This is a genomic window from Thalassotalea euphylliae (assembly GCF_003390395.1).
Classification (GTDB): Bacteria; Pseudomonadota; Gammaproteobacteria; order Enterobacterales; family Alteromonadaceae; genus Thalassotalea_F; species Thalassotalea_F euphylliae_C.
The window spans coordinates 2,709,898-2,735,739 of the sequence record NZ_QUOV01000001.1; the positions used below are offsets into that span (position 1 = coordinate 2,709,898).

General features: G+C 47.0%; 1 protein-coding gene. It reads right to left on the minus strand.

Features of this window, described 5'->3' with window-relative positions; translation table 11 throughout:
* Positions 1 to 130: 130 nt before the first annotated feature.
* On the minus strand, positions 131 to 25,759 hold the full coding sequence (locus DXX92_RS12105; protein ID WP_181901748.1) for a Calx-beta domain-containing protein: 25,629 nt from the start codon (positions 25,757 to 25,759) through the stop codon (positions 131 to 133).
* Positions 25,760 to 25,842 lie beyond the last annotated feature (83 nt).

Here is a 25,842-nt window from a genome sequence, read left to right on the forward strand (position 1 = left end):
CTATTTAATGCCTGACAAACTTCTATGCAACATTTACGCCTGGATAATATTTTCTTTAATAACAAAAAGATAATTGGTACTGATTACAAAACAGTGTGTCGATGTTAAAAACATCGACACACTGAGTTCGCTATCTTAACCACATTTGAAAATCGTCATAACGATCAATCAATTGGTCTTCCCAAGGGATAGTTTCAGCATTTGCATATTCAACAAGTTCTGGCAATTCCAGTAATGGCGAGCCTTTAGTTGCCGCTAACTTCGCAACCATTTCAACATTGTCAGTGGCTTTGCTTTCTGTGCTCATTAATCTGTTAAAATCGAATGTAACGTCGAATGTGTGATCACTTTCAGCGCTCTCCTTCTCTCCATCAATCAATTGCTGTGGCACATTTGCATCACTTTGGCGAACAACCTCGCCCGCTGCCAACGAGTCATAATCAAACTTAACATCAAAACTATGTAGGTTTGGAGCAAAGGCTTTTCCTGAGTCATCAACTTTCTCAGGTAAATCAGCATCACTTTGGCGAACAACCTCGCCTGCTGCCAACGAATCGTAATCAAACTTAACATCAAAGCTATGTAGGTTTGGAGCAAAGGCTTTTCCTGAGTCATCAACTTTCTCAGGTAAATCAGCATCACTTTCGCGAACAACCTTGCCTGCTGCCAACGAATCGTAATCAAACTTAACATCAAAGCTATGTAGGTTTGCCCCAAATACTTTACCTGAATCGTCGACTTTCTCAGGTAAATGAGCATCACTTTGGCGAACAACCTCGCCTGCTGCCAACGAGTCATAATCAAACTTAACATCAAAGCTATGTAGGTGTGCTGAATTCGATTTTTCTGAATCACTAACGCTCTGCAAACCAACATTACTTTCCTTCAATCCACCTTTATCTGGAATTGCTTCAAAGTCCTTGGATAAGCTAATTGAGGCTGATTGGCTAAGCGCTGCGCTATTGGCAAATTCGCTTGCTTGATCAGATGCAGGTCGATAACCAAATTGCAGATAATCAATATAAAAGTCACTACCAGTATTTGAGTCACCTGCTGCCGCAGCATTTCTATCGTCAGCATAACTGCCATAGACAAAGTTACTACCATCGTATGCGCCGGCATTAAAGACGACATAGCTAAACGCTTGATTAGTGGCAAAGGTAACATCGACATTACCGTCGGCTTCACCTAAGACCATCATTTCTTCAATTAAACTGCCATCGTCTGCCAATAATTGGATTCTCGCCGCTTCGTGCAGACCAGCACCTTCATTGGCAAATAGGTTGGTAAAGGTGAGCGAGCCATTAAACACCGCATCGGTTAGCGAGATTCGCAAACCCTCTGTGCCGTCAAGCTCTTGGAATACAGGGCTAGTGAGTGAAGTATTACCGCTAACCCCCAAATCACCCAGTGCAATATCCTGTCCAGGTAACTGCCATGAATCAAAGCCAACAAATGACGCTGGCGTCCAAGCTTCACCCGCATTGTCAGTTTGCGCTTTATGTTCAATTGCCAAACCTTCCGTAGTCCAGCTATTTTGCCATCCCAATGGATCGAAGAAACTTAAGAACTGTGCCGCTTCGCCCACTTTTAATCCGACATCAATATTGTCGATAACGCCTAAATCAAACGTACCTGAGTCGGTCACCACTTGCACACTAACGTCGAACAAGCCTAAATCGGCATATTGATGTGTCAATGCTGAGGTATCAGGGAAAGATTCCACTGGTGAACCATCACCCCAGTCGACCAGCACCTCATTGATAGGTTCGCTACTGTTGATGGCTAAATCCAGCGTTACCGTATCATTGCGTAAGCTAAATTCTGGCATATTACCGCTCCCTGTTGGTGGCGTGAAGGTATCTTCAACAGTGACATTTTTGGTCGCCACATCAGTAAAGACGCCATCTTCATCTTCAAGGCTAACACTGATAGTAAAATCACCTGCCGCTATATAGGCATGAGTGATATCACCGACACTATTAAACGACTCAATCGTGCCATCGCCCCAATCAACGCTAATACCATTGGCAACCAAAGTATCATCACCGGGATCAACAATGTCGCTAAGCGTTAACGTGTAAAGGGCATTAACATCAACCGTATTGGCACCCGTTGCTGTGGTATCTGGTGCAACGTTATTAACGGTAATATCGAGCGTGCCTGCCGGGAAGGTTCCCTCGGTATTAACAATACTAACGGAAATCGTACGAGCGTTTGGACCATCACTGTAAATATGCGGGTGATCGCCTAAACTCGCTACCGACTCGACTGGTGAACCATCGCCCCAGTCAATCAAGTATTCCGTGACCGTATCATTTGTACCTGGGTCAATTAGGTTTGATAGGTTTAAGGTATAAGTGCTACCTTCATCAACAACTAAATCGCCTGAAATAGTTAGCGCAGGGGCGACATCATTAACACTAATGGCTAAACTGGCAGCGATAAAGGTACCGTCTTCATCGGTTACTTCCAGCTCGATAGTGGGTGTGGTATCACCATCAGCAAAGATATGGTTGTAATCACCAGCGCCAGTGTAAGGCGTGCTGTTGCCATCGCCCCAGTTGATTACCGCATTGGTGACGGTATCATCGCCGGGGTCGACAATATCACCGAGCGTTAGGGTATAAGTACTGCCCTCATTGACACTAGCGTCACCCGAAATAGCGGCCGTTGGCGCAACATTAGCGACATTGACGGTAAAGCTCTCACTATCACTCTCGCCTGCCTCATCTGTGACCGTGACGGTCACGGTTGGTGATGCATCACCATCGTCGAAGCTATTGCTAATATCAAAGCTGTTGTTTGTAGTGGCAAAACTCTGATCGGCATTGCCATCGCCATCCCAATCGATATCAACCGTCCAACCCGCTGCACCATTATCTTCACCGTCGGTAAAGTTAATGGTGCGAGTAAAAGTATCGCCCTCATTAATATTGGCATCGCCCTGTGCAACCACATCAACCGAAGTTGCAGGAGCATTAACAGTAACCGCTTTGGTAGCAACATCACTAAATAGCCCGTCTTCATCTTCTAAGCTAACACTAATAGTAAAGTCACCCGTTGTGACATAAGTGTGAGTAACATCGCCAATACTGTTAAACGACTCGACAGTGCCATCGCCCCAATCAACCGTAATACCATTGGTGATGATAGTGTCATCACCCGGGTCGATTATTGCACCGAGCGTTAAGGTGTATAGCGCATTTTGAATGGCGGTATTGGCACCCGTAGCTGTGGTATCGGGTGCAACGTTATTAACGGTAACGTCTAAGGTGCCAGCAGCTGGGAAAACACCATCATCATTAACGATAGTCACCGAAATGGTGTGATTTTGATCACCATCGGCATAGACATGGTTATAGCCGCCAAGGCTGGCGACTGATTCGACTGGCGAGCCATCGCCCCAGTCAATTAGATATTCACTAACTGGATCATCTCCGGGATCGGCAAGATTAGACAGGCTTAAGGTGTAAGTACTACCTTCATTAACACTGGCATCACCAGAAAGCTGAACACTTGGCGACACATCATTAATGGTGATATTCAAACTGGCGGCGATAAAGGTATCATCTTCATCAGTGACTAGCAGTACCACTGTCGCGCCACTAACGCCATCAGCAAATACATGGTTGTAATCACCCGCACCTGTATATGTCGTGCTAGTGCCATCTCCCCAGTTGATTACCGCGTTAGTCACTGTATCGTCACCGGGATCAACAATATCACCGAGCGTTAAGGTATACGTGCTGCCTTCATCGATACTAGCATCACCGGAAATAGCAGCAGTTGGTGCAACATTTGCCACGTTAACGGTAAAGCTCTCACTATCACTTTCCCCTGCTTCGTCGGTAACCGTGACGGTAACAGTTGGAGTGGCATTACCATCGGCAAAAGTGTTGCTGATATCAAAGCTGTTGTTTGTGGTGGCAAAACTTTGATCGGCATTGCCATCACCATCCCAATCAATATCCACTGTCCAACCGGCAGTACCATTGTCTTCACCGTCAGTAAAGTTAATGGTGCGAGTAAAGGTGTCGCCCTCGTTAGTATTGGCATCTGCTTGCGCAGCCACATCCACCGCAGATGCTGGTGCATTAACAGTAACTGCTTTGGTGGCGACATCACTAAACAAGCCATCTTCATCTTCCAGACTGACACTGATAGTAAAATCGCCAGTGGTGACATAAGTGTGAGTAACATCGCCAATACTATTAAACGACTCGACAGTGCCATCGCCCCAATCAACCGTAATACCATTGGTGATAATAGTGTCGTCACCCGGATCAACGATTGCACCCAATGTTAAGGTATATAGTGTATTTTGGATTGTTGTATCAGCACCTGTGGCCGTGGTATCTGGCGCAACATTGTTAACAGTAATATCAAGTGTGCCCCCTGGGAAGATTCCCTCGATGTTAACAATACTAACTGAGATAGTGCGAGCGTTTGGTCCATCACTGAAGATATGCGGATGATCACCTAAACTCGCTACCGATTCGACAGGTGAGCCATCGCCCCAGTCAATTAGGTATTCGGTCACTGTATCATTAATGCCTGGATCAATTAGGTTTGATAGGTTTAAGGTGTAAATGCTACCTTCATCAACCGTTAAATCGCCTGCGATAGTTAGTGTTGGCGCAACATCATCAACACTGATACTTAAACTGGCCGCGATAAAGGTATCATCTTCATCGGTGACTTCCAGCTCAATTGTTGGTGTCGTATCGCCATCAGCAAAGATATGATCATAATCACCAGCGCCAGTGTATGGCGTGCTAGTGCCATCACCCCAGTTGATGACCGCATTAGTCACGGTATCATCACCCGGATCAACAATATCACCGAGTGTTAAGGTATATGTGCTGCCTTCATCAACGTTAGCATCACCAGAAATAGCGGCTGATGGTGCAACATTATTCACGGTAATATCAAATGTGCCCGCAGGGAAGGTTCCATCATTATTGACAATACTAACTGAGATAGTGCGAGCGTTCGGTCCATCACTGTAGATATGCGGATGATCACCTAAACTGGCCACCGATTCGACAGCTGAACCATCGCCCCAGTCAATTAAGTATTCCGTCACCGTATCATTAATGCCCGGATCAATTAGATTTGATAGGTTTAAGGTGTAAGTGCTACCTTCATCAACCGTTAAATCACCTGCGATAGTTAGTGTTGGCGCAACATCATCAACACTAATACTTAAACTGGCTGCGATAAAAGTATCATCTTCATCAGTGACTTCCAGCTCAATGGTAGGTGTCGTATCGCCATCAGCAAAGATATGATCGTAATCGCCAGCGCCAGTATAAGGTGTGCTAGTGCCGTCGCCCCAGTTGATGACCGCATTAGTCACGGTATCGTCACCCGGATCAACAATATCACCGAGTGTTAAGGTATAGGTACTACCTTCATCAACGTTAGTATCACCAGAAATGGCCGCTGTTGGCGCAACGTTCGCCACATTTACAGTAAAGCTCTCGCTATCACTCTCACCCGCTTCGTCGGTAACGGTGACAGTCACGGTAGGCGATGCATCGCCATCATCGAAGGTATTACTGATATCAAAATTCGTGGTCGTGGTGGCAAAACTTTGATCGGCATTGCCATCACCATCCCAATCAATATCCACTGTCCAACCCGCCGTGCCATTATCTTCACCGTCGGTAAAGTTAATAGTGCGGGTGAAATTATCACCTTCGTTAATATTGGCATCGGCTTGCGGTACAACATCCACGGTGGCTGCAGGTGCATTTACGGTGACCGCTTTGGTGGCAACATCGCTAAATTGCCCGTCTTCATCTTCTAGGCTAATACTGATAGTAAAGTCACCTGCTGCGGCGTAGGTATGGGTGACGTCACCAATACTGGGGAAAGTTTCCACCGTACCATCACCCCAATCAACGGTAATTCCATCTACAACGATCGTATCATCGCCGGGGTCGACTATCGCGCCAAGAGTTAAGGTATAAGGTGTTCCAGCAACCACATCGTCGTTGCCACTAAGCGGCAATGTCGGTATGACGTTTTCAACCGTTAAACTAAAGGTTTGAGTGGCAATTTCTTCACTGCCCGAGTCAAATAGGTTAACGGTAATGTCACTTGCTTCTTGGTCATCCGCGAAGAAACGCGTTAGATTAAAGCTGGTACTGCCCGGAGCAACCTCGCCCGATTCGTCTTCAATACCATCATTGTCCCAATCAACCGAGTAACGCCAACCATCAAAGGCGGCATCGCGACCATCAGTAAAGTCGATATCAAGGCTTAAAGTATCTCCTTCGTTAATGGTTTGATCACCGACTGGCGACATGGCAAGTGGCGCGGTAGCACCTCCATCTTCCAAGATAGTCCCAACAATAGGTGTTGTACTAATATCTGCATTGGCTGCATTAAAGAGCACCAAACTAAAGGTTTCATCAGGCTCTAAAGAAGTGTCATCAACAATAGGTAAGCGAATGGTTTTAACGGTCTCGCCCGGTGCAAACCGCAATTCTTCTGTGCCGGGGAAGACAACGTCCGTCACAAAATTAGGGGTGTTAACTGTAGCAGTGCCAGTCACCGCATTATAGCTAACCGTGACTTCACTCGCGCTTGGTGCCGTTAACTGGACAACAAATTCGATATAACCATCACTTTCATAGGCAAAAGCGTCATCAGCAAACAAAGTAGGCGTCGACGCGGTTGCTTGGTCGCTGGCAGCAATTGTTGCCGTTGCCATTTCATCGGCGAAAATTGCACCATTAACATTGCTAATCTGCAAATGGAATTGCTCTTGTGTTTCAGCCAAGGAATCATTAATCAGTGGTACACGCACAGTTTGCACCACCTCAAATGGGCGGAAACTAGCGGTACCAGATACTGGGGTAAAATCGTTAGTATCAGCCGTATCAGCGACCGTTGCATAATCAAAAGTGACCGTATCCGCACTTGGCCGTGTCAATTCAAGTACAAACACCACCTCATTATTTGCTTCATCAACAATGGGATCAGATAGCAAGATAGCAGGTAAGCCAGTGGCATTATCGTTATCAACAATGGTGATGGTATTTTCACTGCGCTCTAGCGTAGCGTTAACCTCATTAAACAAGTTTAAGAATACGACTTCACGCTGTTGTTCATTACTCGTATCATTTACCACTGGCAGGCGAATGGTTTTAACCGTTTCACCCGGTGCAAAATTCAGTGTTTCTGTGTTCGGTAAAATTGCATCAACTACAAAATTAGGTGAACCACTCGTACCGGTACCATTACTATTGCTGTAACTGACACTAACCGTTTGCGTACTTGGCGCACTCAAGCGCACCACAAGTTCAACATAGCCTTGGTCTTCACTAACCGTTGTATCTGCAACACTAATAATTGGAGTTGAAGTCGTTGCTTGATCATTCTTGTCAATGGACGCTGTACCTACACTGTCTGTTAACACGCCATTAGTGGCATTGGATAGCACTAAATTAAATGTTTCTAAGGTTTCTGCTAACGAGTCGTTGATGAGTGGTACACGGACATTTTGCACCATTTCAAATGGGCTAAAGCTCGCCGTACCTGATACCGCAACATAATCAAGACCACTTTCAGCACTACCATTTTGCGTGGTGAAATCAACGGTAACCGTATCGGTACTAGCCCTATCAAGCTCTAGACTAAATACTACCTCAGCCGTATTTTCATCCACCACCATATCGGCGACTTGAATCACGGGCAGTCCAGTCAGGTTAGTTTCATTATCTATAATCGTGATGGCATTTTCGGTGCGTTCTAAGGTTGCATTAACTTCACCGGATAAGTTTAAGAACACGACTTCGCGCTGCTGTTCATTGCTTGTGTCGTTCACCACTGGCAGACGAATGGTTTTAACCGTCTCACCCGGTGCAAAGTTCAGTGTTTCTGCATTTGGTAATACGGCATCAACTACAAAGTTAGGTGAGCCACTGGTACCTGTGCCATTACTATTAGCATAAGTCACACTGACCGTTTGGCTACTTGGCGCACTTAAGCGCACCACTAGTTCAACGTAACCATTGTCTTCACTCACTGTGGTGTCATCGACGCTGATAACAGGTAAAGCAGCTAATGCTTGGTCATTCTCGTCAATGGTCGCCGTACCAATAGCATCGGTTAGCAGGCCATTAGTGGCATTGGATAGCACTAAATTAAAGGTTTCTAAGGTTTCTGCCAGCGAGTCGTTGATCAGCGGCACACTTACATTTTGCACCATTTCCAATGGACTAAAGCTCGCTGTACCTGATACTGCGACATAATCGAGGCCACTTTCGGCACTACCATTTTGGGTGGTGTAATCAACCGTTACGGTATCTGTACTGGCTCTATCGAGTTCTAAGGTAAAGATTACCTCTGCACTGTTTTCATCCACCACCATATCGGCAATTTGAATGACTGGCTGCCCAGTTAGACTCGTTTCATTGTCTATAATCGTAATGGCATTTTCGGTGCGTTCTAAGGTTGCATTCACTTCGTCAAACAAGTTGAAGAAAACAACCTCACCCTGCTGCTCGTTTGACGTATCATTGGTGATTGGTATACGAATGGTTTTTAACGTTTCACCGGGAGCAAAATTGAGTAGCTCGGCATTTGGTAAAACCGCATCAACAACAAAGTTAGGCGAGCCACTGGTTGCCGTACCATTGCTGTTGGTATAGCGAACACTCACTATATCAGCGCTTGGTGCACTTAATCGAATAGCTAGCTCCACAAAGCCGCCGTCTTCACTAATTATGCTATCTGCAACACTGATCACAGGCAGTGCTGATACAGCTTGGTCGCTTGCATCTATAGTCGCGGTGCCGATGGCATCGGTTAGCACGCCATTGCTAACATTAGATAGTAGTAAGTTAAAGGTTTCCAAAGTTTCTGCGAGCGAGTCATTGATCAATGGCACTGAGATATTCTGCACCATTTCGCCCGGATCAAAGCTGGCCGTGCCTGACACTGCGGTATAATCGCTACCACTTAGTGCACTGGCATTCTGCGTGGTGTAGTCAACTGTGACTGTGCTGCTAGTAGGGCGATCTAACTCGAGCACAAAAATAGCTTCTGCACGGCTCTCATCAACGATCACATCATTAACACGGATAACTGGCGCAGTGCCTGGTATCACTTCATTATCGATTATCGTACCCGTTACTTCAGAGCGGCCAATTATCGCGTTGGTTGCGTTAGCAAGGTTGATAAAGAAAGATTCACGGTTCTGCTCATTTGACGTGTCATTAACAATTGGTATTTGCACCAATTGTTCAGTATCGCCGGGGTTGAAGGTGACTAGGATTGTAGACGAGAAAGTAGCATCTCGGCTAAAGCTAGGTGAGGCAACACTGGCAGTACCCGACACAGCATCAACTTCTACCGTTACCGTTTGTGTGCTTGTGTCACTGAGTCTTAAGATAAAGTCAGCGCTACCACCATCTTCTGAGACGACTAAGTCTGCGACGTTGATAAATGGCAATGGCCCCGGAATAGTAACAGTGACATCTTTACTGGCAACGTTAGTAAAAATGCCATCTTCATCTTGCAAATCAACAGAAATAGTAAACAAGCCGTCAGTGGCATAGGTATGAGTAACATCGCCAACTGATGAGAAGGTCTCAACCGTGCCATCACCCCAGTCGACAGTAATGCCATTAGTAACAATAGTATCATCACCGGGATCGACGATTGTACCTAAGGTTAATGTGTAAAGATCATTGACATTAACATCGTCGGCACCTGTAGCTGTGGTATCTGGTGCCACGTTATTAATGGTGACATCTAAGGTACCTGCAGGGAAAGTATCATCATCATTAACAATACTGACTGAAATCGTATGACTGTCAGGACCGTCAGCAAAGATATGATCAACATCGACATTTGTATCACCGCTAATTGGCACTGATTGCACCGCAGAACCATCACCCCAATCAATCAAGTATTCGCTGACTGGATCATCACCAGGGTCAATCAAATTCGATAGGCTTAAGGTGTAAGTGCTGCCTTCGTCAGCACTCGCAGCACCACTGATGGTGACGGTCGGTGGCACATCATTGATGGTGACAAATTGACTGGCCGCAATATGTGTACCGTCTTCATCAGTAACTTCTAAGCGGACATTCGGTATCGTATTGCCAAGGCTGTTGCCATCAACAAAGGTGTGGTTGTAATCGCCTGGGCCAGTGTAAGGTGTGGTTGTACCATCCCCCCAATTAATCACGGCTGAAGTGACGGTTTCCACACCAGGATCGGTTATATCACCAAAGGTAAAGGTGCCCTCCTCACCTTCATCAAGCTCTGTCGGACCAGAGATTGTTGATGTAGGAGCGACGTTCAAAACGCTAATAAAGCGACTACCGGCATCGAGGAAAGTACCGTCATCATTGGTGACATCAACACTAATGGTATATCCAAATGGCCCATCCGCGTAGGTATGTTCAATTGACGTAAAGGTATCAGAAGTGATGGTTTCAACTGTACCATCGCCCCAGTCAATAACATACTCTGATACTGGGTCATCGCCGGGGTCAACAATGGCGCCTGTTAGGGTCAAAGGTGAACCTTCGTTAACACTTGTTGCACCGAATAATGAGACGGTTGGAATAACGTCATCAACAGTGACATCAAAGGTGTCTGTGCCTATCTGATTAGCTGCGTCGTCGGTGACCGTTACAACTACGTTATATACGCCATCATCCGCGTATTGGTGGAAAATATTAAAGTCGCGATCGTTCGAGCGTAAGCCAGTTTGCACTGTGCCATCACCCCAATCTATTTCATAATTCCAGCCAATTGGGTCTTGATCGGTTGGGTCGGTAAAACTGACGAGGCGACTAATTGCACTGCCTTCGTTAATCGTTTCATCTATGCCTGCATCAACCGTTATAGTTTCCGCCGGAGCACTTACATCAATGTCCTTAGTCGCGACGTCCTCAAAGGTGCCATCTTCATCCACCAAATCAACACTAATGGTAAAGCTGTTAATTTCTGTGTAGGTATGGGTGATGGTTTCCGGTAGAGGTGCGGTAACATTGTCAAAAATATCGACAGTGCCATCCCCCCAGTCAACAGAGTACTGGGTCACAGTGTCATCACCGGGATCGCTGACTCCGCCCAGCGTCAAGCTATAGGTGGCATTTTGCTCAACAGTATTATCGCCTGTCAGGTTAAGAGTTGGCGCAACGTTGTCGATAACAACGTTATAGCTGTCTTGCTCGACGCTGTTCGGTTGACCAGCCTGATCATCAACGGTGACGGTAACCGTGTAATTGCCATCATCTCGGTAAAAGTGCGAAGTATTGACTGTCGTATTGTCGGTTGAGATTTGCTGAATCGGAGTGCTATCACCCCAATCAATACTGATAGAGAAAGTATCGCCATCGGGATCGGCAAAGTTGATCGTATGCGTAAACAGGTTGGTCGCGATACCTTCAATCCCAGTATCATCACTGCCAACATCTAAACCCGGCGCGTCGTTAATCGGTAATAAGGTAATATTAGTGGCTGCTGGGTCGGCAAAATTAACACCATCACTGCCCGACCAAGTGAACTGGTCAATGCCATTGAAATTAGGGTTTCCTAAGAAACTTAAAGTACCATTTTGCAAATCAACGACATCAATAAGTTGACCCGGAGTCACTGGGCTGCCATTAAAGCTTAAGGCTCCATTGATGGGCGGAGTAATAATTTGTACTTGTTGTAGTGGCTCACCTTCAGGATCGTCGAAGGCATTGATAAATAATGACGCATCAATGGTGACAACTTCATCTTCATTGCCTTGCACGCCAAAATCGGTGACCTGTGGTGCCTGATTTTCAAAACGCTGTAGTTGAATATCATAGTTATTAGGGCTGTTAAAACTGCTCCAACTGACGATAAAGCCACCATTAGGCAGTGCCGCCAATGCTGACTGATATTGGGTACTGGAGGTATTCTGATTGACTTGCTGTGCTCGGTCGATTAACTGGCCATTGGTATCAAACTCTTGAATAAAGATACCGTCGCCGCTGCCATCAAATTGCGAGTAGGAAACGACAAAACCTCCGGTATCTAAGCCAACGATATGTGGATCAGTTTGTGAATTAGCCTGAATATCATTAACCCGGAATTGCTGACCAACCGAAACCGGATCGCTGCCAGAGAAAGTAAAGCGTTGTCCATAAATGCCCGTGCCACCTAAATCAGCACTAGGCTCTTGCCAAACAATAACAAAGTCGCCATTAGCTAGGCCACCAACCGAGATATTGGTTTGATTACCACTGGTGATTGAATTAACGGCCAGTTCAGGGCCAACTAAATTGCCATTGTTATCTAGCACCTGGGCAAATACACCGTCGCTGCTGCCATCTGGGCTTTGCCAAGTAACTATATAGCCGCCCTGTGGCAAGGCACCACTGGGAGATAAAGGCGAAACATCCGGTAAATCTTGGGCGCTGGTTGTCGTGGTATTAATGCGGAATTCGCCGCCTAAGGCATTACCATCAACGTCATAACGCTGTGCGATGATAGCTACACTGCTGCTATCCCCTAGTGCACCACCATTGTCTTGCCAAACGACAATAAAATTACCATTTGGCATCGCCGCCAACTGTGAATTGGTTTGCGTACTGCTGGTGGTGGTATTAACAATAAATTCATTACCACCATGGCTCGCACCTGCATCTATGGTACCGTCATTATTGAAAATACGAGCAATAATTGCATCGCCACTGGCATCTTGCGCATCGTTGCCGTCTGAGTTCCAGCTAACCACAAAGGTGCCATTGGCAAGCCCTTGCACTTGGGCATTGTCTTGCGTATTTAGTGTTGTTTGATTGACTTGAATTTCACTGCCAATCGGATTGTTATCCGCATCATAGATGCGCATAAACACTTCACCACCGCTTTGCCAAGTAACGACATAACCAGCGAGTTCTCCAGTAGTCTCATCGAACAGCGCTGTTGCAGCAGATACATCCTGACTCCCTGCTAGCGTGGTGTTAGCAATGCGCTCAGGAACCAGTGTTGGCTCATTGCCATCAAGGTTTTGGCTAATATTGACATCTATAGAGCTAGCAAAACTGCTACCACCGTCGCCATCAGTTACGCGAACGCTATAAGTGCGCGTTGGCTCCGGTGCGTCTGAGATATTGCGATAATTAACCGCCTCCAACAGTGCCTCTATTCCCTGTGCGGTAGCATTGGCATTAAAGTTAACCACCAAGGGGCTATCATTAAGGCCACTGGATGCTAGTGTGCCGATTTGCGCGCCACTATAAAATACGGCGTTACCAGTTAAGCCAATTTGCCCCGGATTACTGCCTTGATCGAAAATGCTCAGGTTATCTTGTGGGAAGAAAGGTTGGCGCCCTAGCTGATCCCCTTGGCCATAAGAGGAAATTCGGCTAATCACCAGCTGACCGCCATCGAAGTCGGTGGAATCAATATCAGCAACACCTGCGCCAATAATTAAGGTTTGCGGCGCAAAATTCACTTCATTTTCGGTAAAGTTAATGGCACTCGCAGCCAATTGAACTTCAGGTGCCTGACTGCGCACAAATTGGCCATCACTGCCAAATAAGCGCATGAAAATACCATACGTATTGGTATTACTGTCTTCCTGATTAAAGCCAGACCAAGTGGTGACAAAGCCGCCACTACTGAGGCCAGCAATGTTAGGCTCCCAATCGGTACTGACATTACCCTGATTGGCAACAATCGGGCCATCAATAAGGTTAGCGTCTTGATCAAATTGCTGGACCAATATACGGTCTGGGTTATTGGCGGTGTAGTAACTGACAGCAAAACCACCATTGGCAGTGGCTGTCACCTCTGGCTGCGACTGGCCATTAGCTGTTGCTTCGTTAACCCTAAATTCACTGCCCACTAAATTGCCACTGTTATTCAGTAGTTGACCGTAAACGCCGGAGCCTGAGCCGTCAGTCGAGTTGGTATAAATCACCACAAAGCCGCCGCCACTTAGAGCGGCAATAGCGGGTTCTGACTCATTCCCCGGATTACCGGGAATACTGAAATCGCCAGCGAATGGTGTTCCATCGCTATTAAACAAGCGCCCTTCAACCGCGCTACTTTCTAGCCAAACAACTGCCAGCTTGCCATCGCTGAGTTGACTGATTCTCGGGACGGTTTGCGTACCTGTGGCCACTTCATTCGCTAAGATTTCGGAAGTGGTAGGATTACCATTGGCATCAAATAGGCGCAGGAATATACCGTTCGCGTCACCAGCGCCATTACCATCCCAAACTGCGGCAAAACCGCCATTAGCAAGTGCGGTCAAGTTGACCATATCTTGAGTACTGGTTAACGTGTCGTTAAGGGTAAAATCGCCACCTTGTGGCACACCATTAAGATCAAAGAGTCGCGCATGAACCCCAGCTGTATCTGACTCGCCTCGGCCTTGCCAAGCAACAACAAAACCACCGTTAACAGCAGCAACGCTCGGCAGATTTTGACCTTGCGGGGTGTACTCATTGACAATAAATTCATTACCTATCGGCGCACCATTACTGTCAAAACGCTGGGCAACTATGCCTTCTTGCCAGCCGTCTTGTAAGTTAGAGCGCCACACCACAACAATGCTGCCATCACTTAATTCGGTCACCGCTGAATTTTGCTGATCGTTGGCTTCAAAGGTGTTCACCTGAATATCATCACCTTGTGGCGTTGCACCATCAGGAATTGGGTTAACCGTTAAGTTAACCATATTGTTCAAGGTTGATGCGCCATTGCCATCGTTTACCCGCACCGAAATTGTCCGGTTATTGGCAGGACCATCTGAACCATTAAGGTAAGTGATATTTTGAATTAGCGCGGTAAGCGCTTCTTGTGTCGCGTTGGCATTAAACTCAATCGCTAAGCGGCTGCCATTTTGACCATCATCAACTATGGTGGCAAAAGCAACACCACCGATTGAAATGGTCGAGCCAGATACGCCAATTTGCCCTGCCCCATTACCTTGATCGCGCACCGAGAAGTTATCTTGTTGATTTGAATCAGGGAATTGGGCTGCTTCACCGTAACCTTCGATGACGTTGATCCACAGCATACCACCATCAAAGTTATTCCCAATGCCACCATCAAGATCAACGGAGGGGATCAACAGTTGTGGGACATCACTTTCATCTAAGCTGATATTAGCTGGTAAGCCTGCCAAATTGAGTGAACCGATATCCGCTGAAAATTGGCCGTCACTGCCAAAGTTGCGAACAAAAATGCCATAACTGTTATTCGTCGGATTAGTTTCTAAATTAAAGCCTGACCAAGTAATCGCAAAGCCGCCGCCCGGCAAACCAACAACATCCGGTTGTTGGTCAGTACTGACATTACCAACATTGACTGTGGTTTGGTTATCAATGCGCTCGCCCGTTGCATCAAATTGTTGGGCAACGATGCGATCTGGGGTTGCAGTGTCATAGAAAGCAACTACAAAACCGCCATTATCGGTTGACGCAACACGTGCTTGGTACTGAAGGCCGCTGACATTATCATTAACCCTGAATTCATCGCCGACCGTATTGGCGCTGTTATCATAAATTTGCGCATAGGTGCCCCAGCTATTGCCATCAGTGTCATTGGTATAAACAACAACAAAGCCACCACCGCTCAGCGCCACGATATCTGGATCAAATTCAGTGCCTGGATTGCCCGGCACAGTAAATTCACTACCTGCTGGCGAACCATCAAGGTTGTATAAACGACCATTGATAGTGCCGCTGCTATCTTGCCATGTTACCGCTAATGTATTATTAGCAAGCTGGGTCACTTCCACTTGCGACTGGGTGCCAGTTGCTAATTCATTAACTAAGATCTCGCCTGTGGTTGGCAGCATATTGCTATCAAATAGGCGCAGGAAGGCACCGCTGTTATCAATATTACCGGTTTGATCACCATTGCCTTGCCAGGTTGCGGCAAAGCCGCCGTTATTCAGTGCGACGAGTCCGGGAGCCGCTTGCGTACTGACCGTCGTCTCGTTAACAATAAACTCATCACCAATGGGGTTACCGCTAAAGTCAAATTGGCGGGCAATAATGCCTAGACCACTAGCATCAACGCCATTATTATCTTGCCACGCGATGACAAAACCATTGGCGGTTTCAACCACGATTGGCAATGTTTGCTCACCAAACGTTGACGTATTAACGACGACTTCATTGCCGTAATGTGTTCCGTCTGGCGAAAAAATTTGCGCAAAGATGCCGTTGCCACTGCCGTCTTGTGCACCATCCGATTGCCAAGTAACCACATAGTAACCATTAAAATCGCCTGTGGTTTGGCTAAAGGCGGTAATATTAGGTAACGTCTGATTACCCGGTAAATAGCTGTTAACTAGCACATCGCCGCCCTGCGCTGTACTGCCATCAGCAACGGGAGTGACTTCCAATGTAAAGGTTTGATTGCTATTCGAGCCGCCATCCCCATCGCTAACGCGAATCGCAACTTCGCGATTTAACACTGGCCCAGCAGAGCTATTGGCATAGGTGATATTTTGCAGCAATGCCGTGACCGCATCAGGAGTGGCATTAGCGTTAAAGTCGATTTGAAGCGGGCTGCCCGCCTGCCCGTCACTGACAAGGGTACCGATATTAGTGCCTTGATAGCTGATCGCCGCGCCACTTACCCCAATTTCTCCGGTACCTGTGCCTTGATTGCGCACTGACCAGTTGTCTTGACTCGCCGCATCTTGCACTTCATCTAAACTGCCATAACCACTGATCACGCTCAGCCATAACGAGCCACCGTCTAAATCAGCCGAGTCAAAATCCAATAAATCAACGCCAGCTAAGAAGGTTTGTGGGCCACTATCTTCGGCCAGTGAAACCATGTCAGGTAAGTTACTAATATCCGGATTTAGCTGACGAACAACATCGCCCGCTGGGCCAACTAACTGTTGGCCAATTTCATAAGTACTGTTGGTCGGTGTGGTTAAGTTAAAGCCAGACCAAATCACGGCCGCACTATTAGCGCCGACCGCCACTACGGTATTTTGATGATCTGTGCTTGGCCCATTGCCAACAAACAGTGGGCCATCAATTTTCGTTGGTGTGGTGCCAGAGACATCAAACTCTTGCGCATAAATATTGTCAGCACCGCCGCCAACATTACTGCCCCATACCACCATGACATTGCCATTGGCCAAGGTGGTCACTTCAGCGGCATCTTGGCTGGTCCAAGCGGTTTGGGCGGTATTAACAATAAATTCGTCACCAATAAAGCTGCCATCCGCGCCGATACGTTGCCCTCTAAAGCCCCAGAAGTTGGTGTCAAATTCATTGATAAAATGTCCCCAAATCACTAAGAAGGAGCCATCGTTGAGCACAGTAACACTAGGTTCAATCCAAATATCACCAGACTCAGTGCTATTAACCTGAAACTCTGCCACTAGCTCGTTACCGTTGGCAGGGTTAAAAATGCGGGCATCAATATCATCACCCGTTGACGTATTCCACGCCACCAACAATGCACTGTTGGTGGCCGCCATGGCGGCATAACTTTGGTTGCCAGAAAATGAGGTATTAGCCAAGGTTTCCTGGCCTGTTGGCACACCAGCATTATCAAAATAACGCAGCGCAACAGCATCACCGCTAATATCCGCTAACGTGCCATCATTGCTGGTAAATGAAACGACAAAGCCGCCACTGGGAATGGCAGTAACAAAAGGCTCATTTTGGGTATTTGCCGCTAAGGTATTCACCTGAATTTCACTGCCTAATAAACTACCATCAGCAGCGACACGCTGAGCAAAGACGTTAGTATTAGTGCTTTCGTCACTCAATGGTCCTGACCAGACGACGACAAAACTGCCGTCGCTTAAACCTGCGACCCGTGGCTGCTGCTGATCGCCAAAAGTGCGCTCATTAATTTGAATTTCATTGCCCAAGGCCTCACCAACATCATTAAAACGTTGTGCGAAAATGCCACCGCTATTGCCGTCTTGTGCTTCTTGCGACTCCCAAACCACCACATAGCCACCACCGACCAAAGTCGCCGCCGCAGGTGTGACTTGATTGCCAGTTTGGAATTGATTGATGATGTCGCGATCAAACAGCAGTTCGCTACCGGTATCGTCTTGATTAAAGGCAAGTGCAATGCTGGATAAATTGGAGATTTGATTGCCACTGTCGGCGACAAATACACTTAAGGTGCGGCTTGGTGGTGCATCGCTGGTTGTGCCATACCCTAACGCTTCCAGTAAAGCTTCAACTGATTGCTCAGTGGTGTTAGCGCCAAGATTAATGGTTAAGTCTTGGCCATTTTGACCATCTAGCACACCGTCAATCGTGGCAAAGTTAGTTCCTTCAAAACTGATATCTGTGCCAGATACGCCAATTTGCCCGGTTCCTGTCCCTTGATTAACGACACCTAAGGTATCTTCAAAGCTAGATACTGAAGTAAATGACAGCTCCACGCGGCCATTAACTAAGCTATTACTGCCGTTATATTCAAAGTTAATCGCCGGATCGATAATCGCTAATTGGTTTTGAACATCAGCTTCGTCAAAAGTCGCGCTCGGTTCGACATCTTCAACCAATAAGTTTGGCGGGTTAATGGCGGTAGTATGGTCAATAAAGATCTGCATCGGCCCAGTAACGCCGCCATCTCCATCGCTAATACGCAGGCCAAGGTATTGATCGCCAATGACATTATTTTGCGAGGCGTAAGTCAGACTCTCAACTAGCGTTTGCACCGCCATCGCCGTTGCGTTGCTATTAAAGTCAACCCGTAAACCAGCCCCGCCGGTGCCATCTTCGGTGCTATCTAGCGTACCTATGCTAGTACCTTGGTATTGCACGTCGTTGCCAGTCAGTTGTATTTGGCCAGTGCCAGTGCCCGTTGAGGCAATCGCCAGCAAATCGTCGGCATCACTTGCAGTTAAGTGGAATAGGTCTAAATAACCGCCATCAAAATTTGCCGAGTCGCTATCAGTGAGTAACACATCCGTGTCAATATGCACAGGCACGGCAGAGTTGGACTGCACAATTTGACGAACGCTGGTTAAATCATCCAGTATAGGATTAGCTTGGCGGTTAAAATCGGCGGAATTGCCAAAAATATTTTGATATATATCCCAACTACTGCCGCCCGCACTGGTAATATTAAAATCCGCCCAAACGCCTAGATAATTACTGGTATTGCCAAGCGCTACCAGATTTAGTGTGTCGGCTGAGGATACCGAGGTACTGCTGACTAATACCTCGCCATTAATAGGGGCGCCATTAGTGTCAAATTCTCTGACAAATGCACCATCACTATCACCAGCACCATTACCGTCCCAACCGACAACAAAATTTCCGTTAGCCAGCGTAATTACACTCGGGTTAGCTTGCTGATTAACTGTCGTTTGATTCGCTTGAATAGCACTGCCATTGGTGGTGCCGTCCGAGTTAAAGCGCTGAACAAAGACACCACTGCTACTGCCGTCGTTATCCGTTTGGAAGGCAACGACAAAACTACCGTCATTAAAGGCCGCCACTTGCGCAACAGATTGATTACCACTGCCTAAGAACACGTCAATTTCAGCACCAACTGGATTACCATTGTTATCAAAACGCTGCGCGACAACATCATTGCTACTACCACCAGTTTGGCCGTTAGAAATCCAAGTGGCAATAAAGCCGCCATTAAAGCTGGCAATGTGGGATGAAAACTGACTGCTAGTGGTGGTTGTATTGGCAATAAATTCATCCGCTACTGGACTGCCATCAGCATTGAATAAACGAATGGCAATATCGCTGTTGTCTGTCCATGAGGCGGCAAATTTACCGTCACTCAATGCGGTTAAGGCAACACTGGACTCCGATGTATCGGTTAATGCTCGCAGGTTAAATTCAGCGCCAAGCGGCGTGCCATCGGCGGCAAAGCGTTGAGCATGAACCCCTTGACCCGGATCGTTAATGCCCGCACCATCCCAAGCAATCACAAAACTGCCATCAGTAAGCACGGCAACGTCTGGATTAGTCTGGCTGCTAGTGGTACTGGTATTGACCTGAAATTCACGCCCCTGCGCTATGCCATTAGCATCAAAACGCTGAGCATAAATGCCGATACTACTGCCGTCTTGGATTTGTGAATACCAAGTCACCACATAACTACCGTCAGAGCCACTGTCGGCACGCGGATCGTATTGGGTGTTATTGATATAGCTATTGATGCGCTCTACCCCAAACACAGACTCACTGCTTTCTGATGACGGTGTAACAGAAATGGTAAAGGGAATATGGCCAGTGCTGCCACCATCGCCATCGGCTAAGTTCAGCGATAAACTGCGACTGGTCAGCGGTGATTGCGAGGTATTGGCATAAGTGAGATTCTCTAACAGTGCCTCCACTGCGGCAAGGCTCGCATTGGCAGTTAAATCAATCACTAACTGGCCACCATTACTACCGTCATTACTGGCTTGAATACTGCCAATTTGTGTCCCTGAATATGAAATATTATTGCCGGACACACCAATTTGACCTAGGCCATTACCTTCATTGAAAACGCCAAGTTGATCATCGGTTCGAGCATTTTGCAAATAGCCAAGGGTTAGCTGGCCACCGTTAAAGTTAGCGGAATCAATATCAACAAGTGAAACACCGGGATCGATAATTTGCGGTGTGTTGTTGACATCATTTTCGAGAAAAGTTGTGCCTGAAAAGCCGGAGATTTCAGGGTTAGATTGTAAGCCACTAGGGCCAAACAAGTTTTGCAATACACCAGTGCCATTGCCATCTTCGCCGCCATTGGAATCAAAAGCAATCACATAGTTGCTATTGCCTAAATGGCTGATCGCAGGATTGTTTTGCGTTGACGAAAAGCCCGGTATATTGACGGTCTGCTGGCCGTCAATGGCATTGCCATTGCTATCGAATTCGCGACGCAGGACATCAGAGCTCGCTGGGTCATACCAAGTTACAACAAAGTTGCCGTTAGCAAGATAGCTCACCTCCGGCACCTGCTGATTGCCAGAGAAGGTTTGATTAACTAAAAATTGACTGCCGACTGGGCTACCGGCACTGTCAAAGAGTTGCCCGACTATCGCATAGCCATTACCATCAGAAGCCCCAGATCTATCCTCCCACACCATGACAAAGCTACCATCACTTTGGGCACTGACATGGGTATTGCGCTGATCGCCTGACTGACCAAGTGAAACATCAATATCACCACTGGCGAAACTGCCGTCGTTATTAATTTGGCGCGCGATAATGTCGTAATCACTGCCGCCCGTTTGACCGAACGACTCCCAGCCGACAACAAAACCGCCATTATATGCACTCACCGTGGGGAAGAATTGACTAGAAGAGGTGAAATTATTAACCACAAATTCATTCGTGACTGGCGTACCGTCTGGCTGATAAATGCGAGCACTTATGCCCCAACTGCTGCCATCACCGCCATTTGAGTGCCATACAGCGGCAAAGTTGCCATCACTCAAGCGCGTTAGTTGAATCGCTTCTTGCGTACTACTGGTAAATTGGTTAATTAAGAAGGTATCACCAACCGGCACACTATTGGCATCAAAGCGTTGTGCAAAAATACCAACACTATCGCCATTGCCAGCACCACGCCAAGCGACGACAAAACTGCCATCGGCAAAGGTCACCACATCCGGGGTGATCTCCGAAGTGTTAATAAAAGGAATTTCATTTTGATTAATCAGTAGCTCGACGCCTATTGGGTTACCTTGGGCGTTATAGCGCTGACCGTGAATGCTAGCAAAGCCAGTGCTGACATCAGCTTGACCATAGCTTTCCCAAACAATGATATAACTGCCGTCGTCAAAGCCATCAACACCGGGGCGCTGCTGGGTGCTGTTAAAGTAACTATTAACCACCGATGGCCCACTGGTACTTGGTGTTGAATCAGGGTCGGCATTGACATTAATGATGGAAAATTGATTTGCTGATGCACCCCCGTCACCGTCGGTTAAACGCACCGACACACCACGGCTTTCAGTTGGGCTTTGCGAGGTATTTTGATAAGTCAGGTTTTCCAGTAGCGCCTCAACCGCTGCCGGCGTTGCATTGGCATTAAGGTTGATACTGAGCGGCGTACCATTGCTGCCATCAAGCACGATAGTACCTATTGCTGTGCCACCAAAGCTGATGGTGTTGCCGCTCACCCCAATTTGCGCCGGGTTATTACCTTCGTTGCGAACACCGAGCTGATCCTCGCTGCCACCACCTATGTTATAGCCAGCGGTAAGGTTACCACCATCAAAATTGGCGGAATCAATATCGGTCACTGAAATACCTGTTTCTAGAATAACAGGCGCCGCATTGACGCCACTTTCAGAAAAGGTATATTCCGTCTCAAAACCAACCACTAAGGGGTTGCTTTGCTGATTAAAGCTACCAAACAGGTCAAGTAAAATGGTCGAACTGCTGCCGTCTTCACCACCATTGGATTGATACGCGATGGCATAATTATTTCCACCAGTATGGGCAATGACTGGCAATTGCTGGGTACTACTAGTAAAAGTATTATTGACTCGGACTTCACTATCTATCGGCGTACCATCGGCGGCAAATTCGCGGCGAAAAACATCAGCGGAATTTGAGCTATACCAAGTAACAACAAAATTGCCATTGGCTAACAGCGCAATCTCTGGTTGGGTTTGATCATTTGCTATTGTCTCATTGATGCGAAAAATGCTGCCCAGAGGGTTATTCGCCGCATCATAGCGCTGGCCAAAGACACCATTGGTATCATCACTGCCTGAGCCGCTCCATACTAGTATAAAGCTGCCGTCGGCATTCGCGGCAACACTGGTATTAAACTGATTACCCGCCTCACCTAAGTTAGCAACAAGTTCCCCACCATTTAGGGTGCCGTTATTATTCACTCGTTGACTAACAATATCGTAGCCATTGCCGCCCGTCAGCCCTTGCGCGCTCCAACTGACAAGATAACCACCATCATATGCGCTAATAGCTGGGTCTATTTGTGCATTGCTCGTTGTCGTATTGATAGCAAATTCACTGGTAACAGCAGTACCATCTGGCTGATAAATACGGCCAGTAATACCCCAGTTCGAGCCATCGCTGCCAAAAGAGCGCCATACCGCAGCGACATTGCCATCTGATAAACGTTGTAACTCGACAAACTGCTGGGTGCTGGAGGTAAATTCATTTAGCTGAAAATCATCGCTGGCTGGGGTGCCATCGGCATTAAAAATTCGGCCAAAAATGCCGCTAGCGTCGTCACCGAAACCACCAGCTCCTTCCCAAGCAATCATAAAGCTACCGTCAGCAAAGGTAGCCACAGAAGGCAAGCGTTGTGATGTATCATTAAAACCGTGGTCGGTTTGGTTAATTTGCAGCTCAATACCTATCGGCGTGCCATCAGCGCTATAACGCTGAGCATGAATACCATAATTGAATGGGTCGTTTTGCGAATAACTGTCCCAGGTAACAATAAAGCTACCATCGTCAAAGACGGCGATATCGGCATTTTCCTGCGTCGAGTTAAAGAAGGTGTTGACGATACTGGTTGGCCCAGCAGATACCGTGGAATCATTCACTTGGGTGACATTGATCACTGTACTCACATTTTCACTTCCGCCGCCATCACCATCGGTTAAACGTAAAGATAAGGTCCGTTGTGACTGTGGTGACTGGGATGTATTCTGGTACTGAATATTTTCCAGCAAGGCTTCTACCGAAGTGGGATTAGCGTTAGCATTTAAATCTATTACTAAACCATTGCCCGTTAAGCCATCGGCGGAAATGGTACCTATCGCCGTACCTTCATAGCTAACGGTATTGCCATTGACACTGATTTGATTCGCGCCATTACCTTGGTTGCGAATCGTCAAATTATCTTCACTACCGCCACCAACAATATATTCAAACGATAAGCTGCCACCATCAAAATTACTCGAATCGCTATCGACCACAGCGACGGCAATATCAAGTATTTGCGGCGCGGCATTAACGGTGTTTTCATCAAACGTAATATTGGAAACAAAATCCAGCACTTGCGGGTTTGCTTGGCCAGTAAAGCTGGCTAGATCGCCAAATAGTCGCTGAACGGCAGTGCTGCCAGCACCATCGAGGGCGCTATCTGTCCAATCAATTAAAAAGTTACTACCGGAAAGCGCGGTCACCGATGGCAGCGATTGTGTGCCTACCGTGGTGCTATTGGCCAACTGCTCTGTACCGACAGGCGTGCCATCTTGTTGGTATTCGCGATAGAACACGCCATTACTATCGCCCGCGCCATTGCCATCCCAAGCAATGACAAAGTTATCATTACCCAGCACCGCAATACTGGGCAGGTCTTGGTTAGAAGAGGTGGTGTTATTAACTAAAAATAGCCCTGTTGTTGGCGTACCAGTGTTATCAAAGACCTGCGCATAAACCCCATGAGCACTGCCATCTAAGCCCTGATCATCCCACCAAGTCACAACAAAGCCACCATCGCTAAAATAAGCAATATCGGGGCGACGTTGGCTACCCGTTTGTAAACTGACGGATATTTCACTGCCAACCAGCGCCGCATTATTATCAAAACGCTGAGCGGCAATATCATTACTGTTTCCGCCAGTTAAGCCGCTAGCCCCCCAAGTCACGGCAAAGCCACCAGCAGTAGCATCAACGCGTGGTTCAAATTGAGCACCAGCAGTTGTACTATTAATTAGGAATTCACTACTGGCGGCACTCATATCCGCATTAAATAATCGGCCGATAATACCACTTGAACTAGCATCCAGTGCTGGCGTATCGTCACGCCATACGACAACAAATTTGCCATCAGACAAGGCGACAATATCGGCGGTACCTTGCTCATCTGAGACTTCTTCGTTGACCAATAACTCATCAGATAAAGAGTTGCCCGAAGAATCAAAGCGGCGCATAAAAACACCGCTGCTATCACCAATGCCTGAGCCATCCCAGACAATCACAAAGCTGCCGTCGTTAAGGCCAGCAATTCGCGGATTGGTCTGATTGCCATCAAAGGTTTGATTAACAGCAAACTCATGGCCTATTGGACCACCTTCGGCACTAAACCGCTGCCCGTAAACTCCCCAACTACCATTCTCGCGAATTGACTCCCAGACCGTCACATAACTGCCATCCGCTAACACGCTAGTATGGGCATTTTGTTGGCTGCTTTCGGTTATGGTATTAACCACTCGCTCATCCGTTAATGGATCTAATAAGCCGGGATAATGCGCCATCGCACTAGCTGGTAATATCGGCGTACTTAACTGCTGCTCCATTACACTTTCTGAATAATCATCAACTTGTTCATCAAGGTGCGCATTTAGTCGCACATTTAACCAATCGGAAAACGAGGTGAACTGCCACTGGCCACCTAACGCGGCATTACCTAACTTGTCAGCAGAGGCGTAGACTGGGCATTGGCAGATCGCTTGCCATTGGCGAATAAAGATTTGCCCTAGCTCACCTTTGGCAAGCTGGCAGGCATAAAAATGCACGGCAGTCACGTTAAAAATTGGCGTCGGTAGAATCACTTGCGCATAGTCAGCAAGCGCTTGTGCATCTAACTTGTTATCGCCAAGCTGCAAGTGCCCAGACTGACCATGACAGAATATATGTAAATGCACCGAGGATTGGGACGAGATAACTTGCTCAAGCTGACTAAACAGCTCGGTAAAATGATTGAAAAAATAAATTTGGTTAGTCGCAGCTAATTCGCCTAATAGATAATCGGAATGAGCGACATCACCAGCGATAAAAACGACGTTGGCCGCAGTTGATGCTTGATTAGAATTTGAAGTTGTTTGAGGGTAAAGTGCAGAGTAAGAATTAAAGGCCGACACGACTATCTCCATTGTAGTTGTCAACCATCAGACTGTTAGCCGATCACAACACTCTCCTTTTGGTTACTACTAACTACAACACT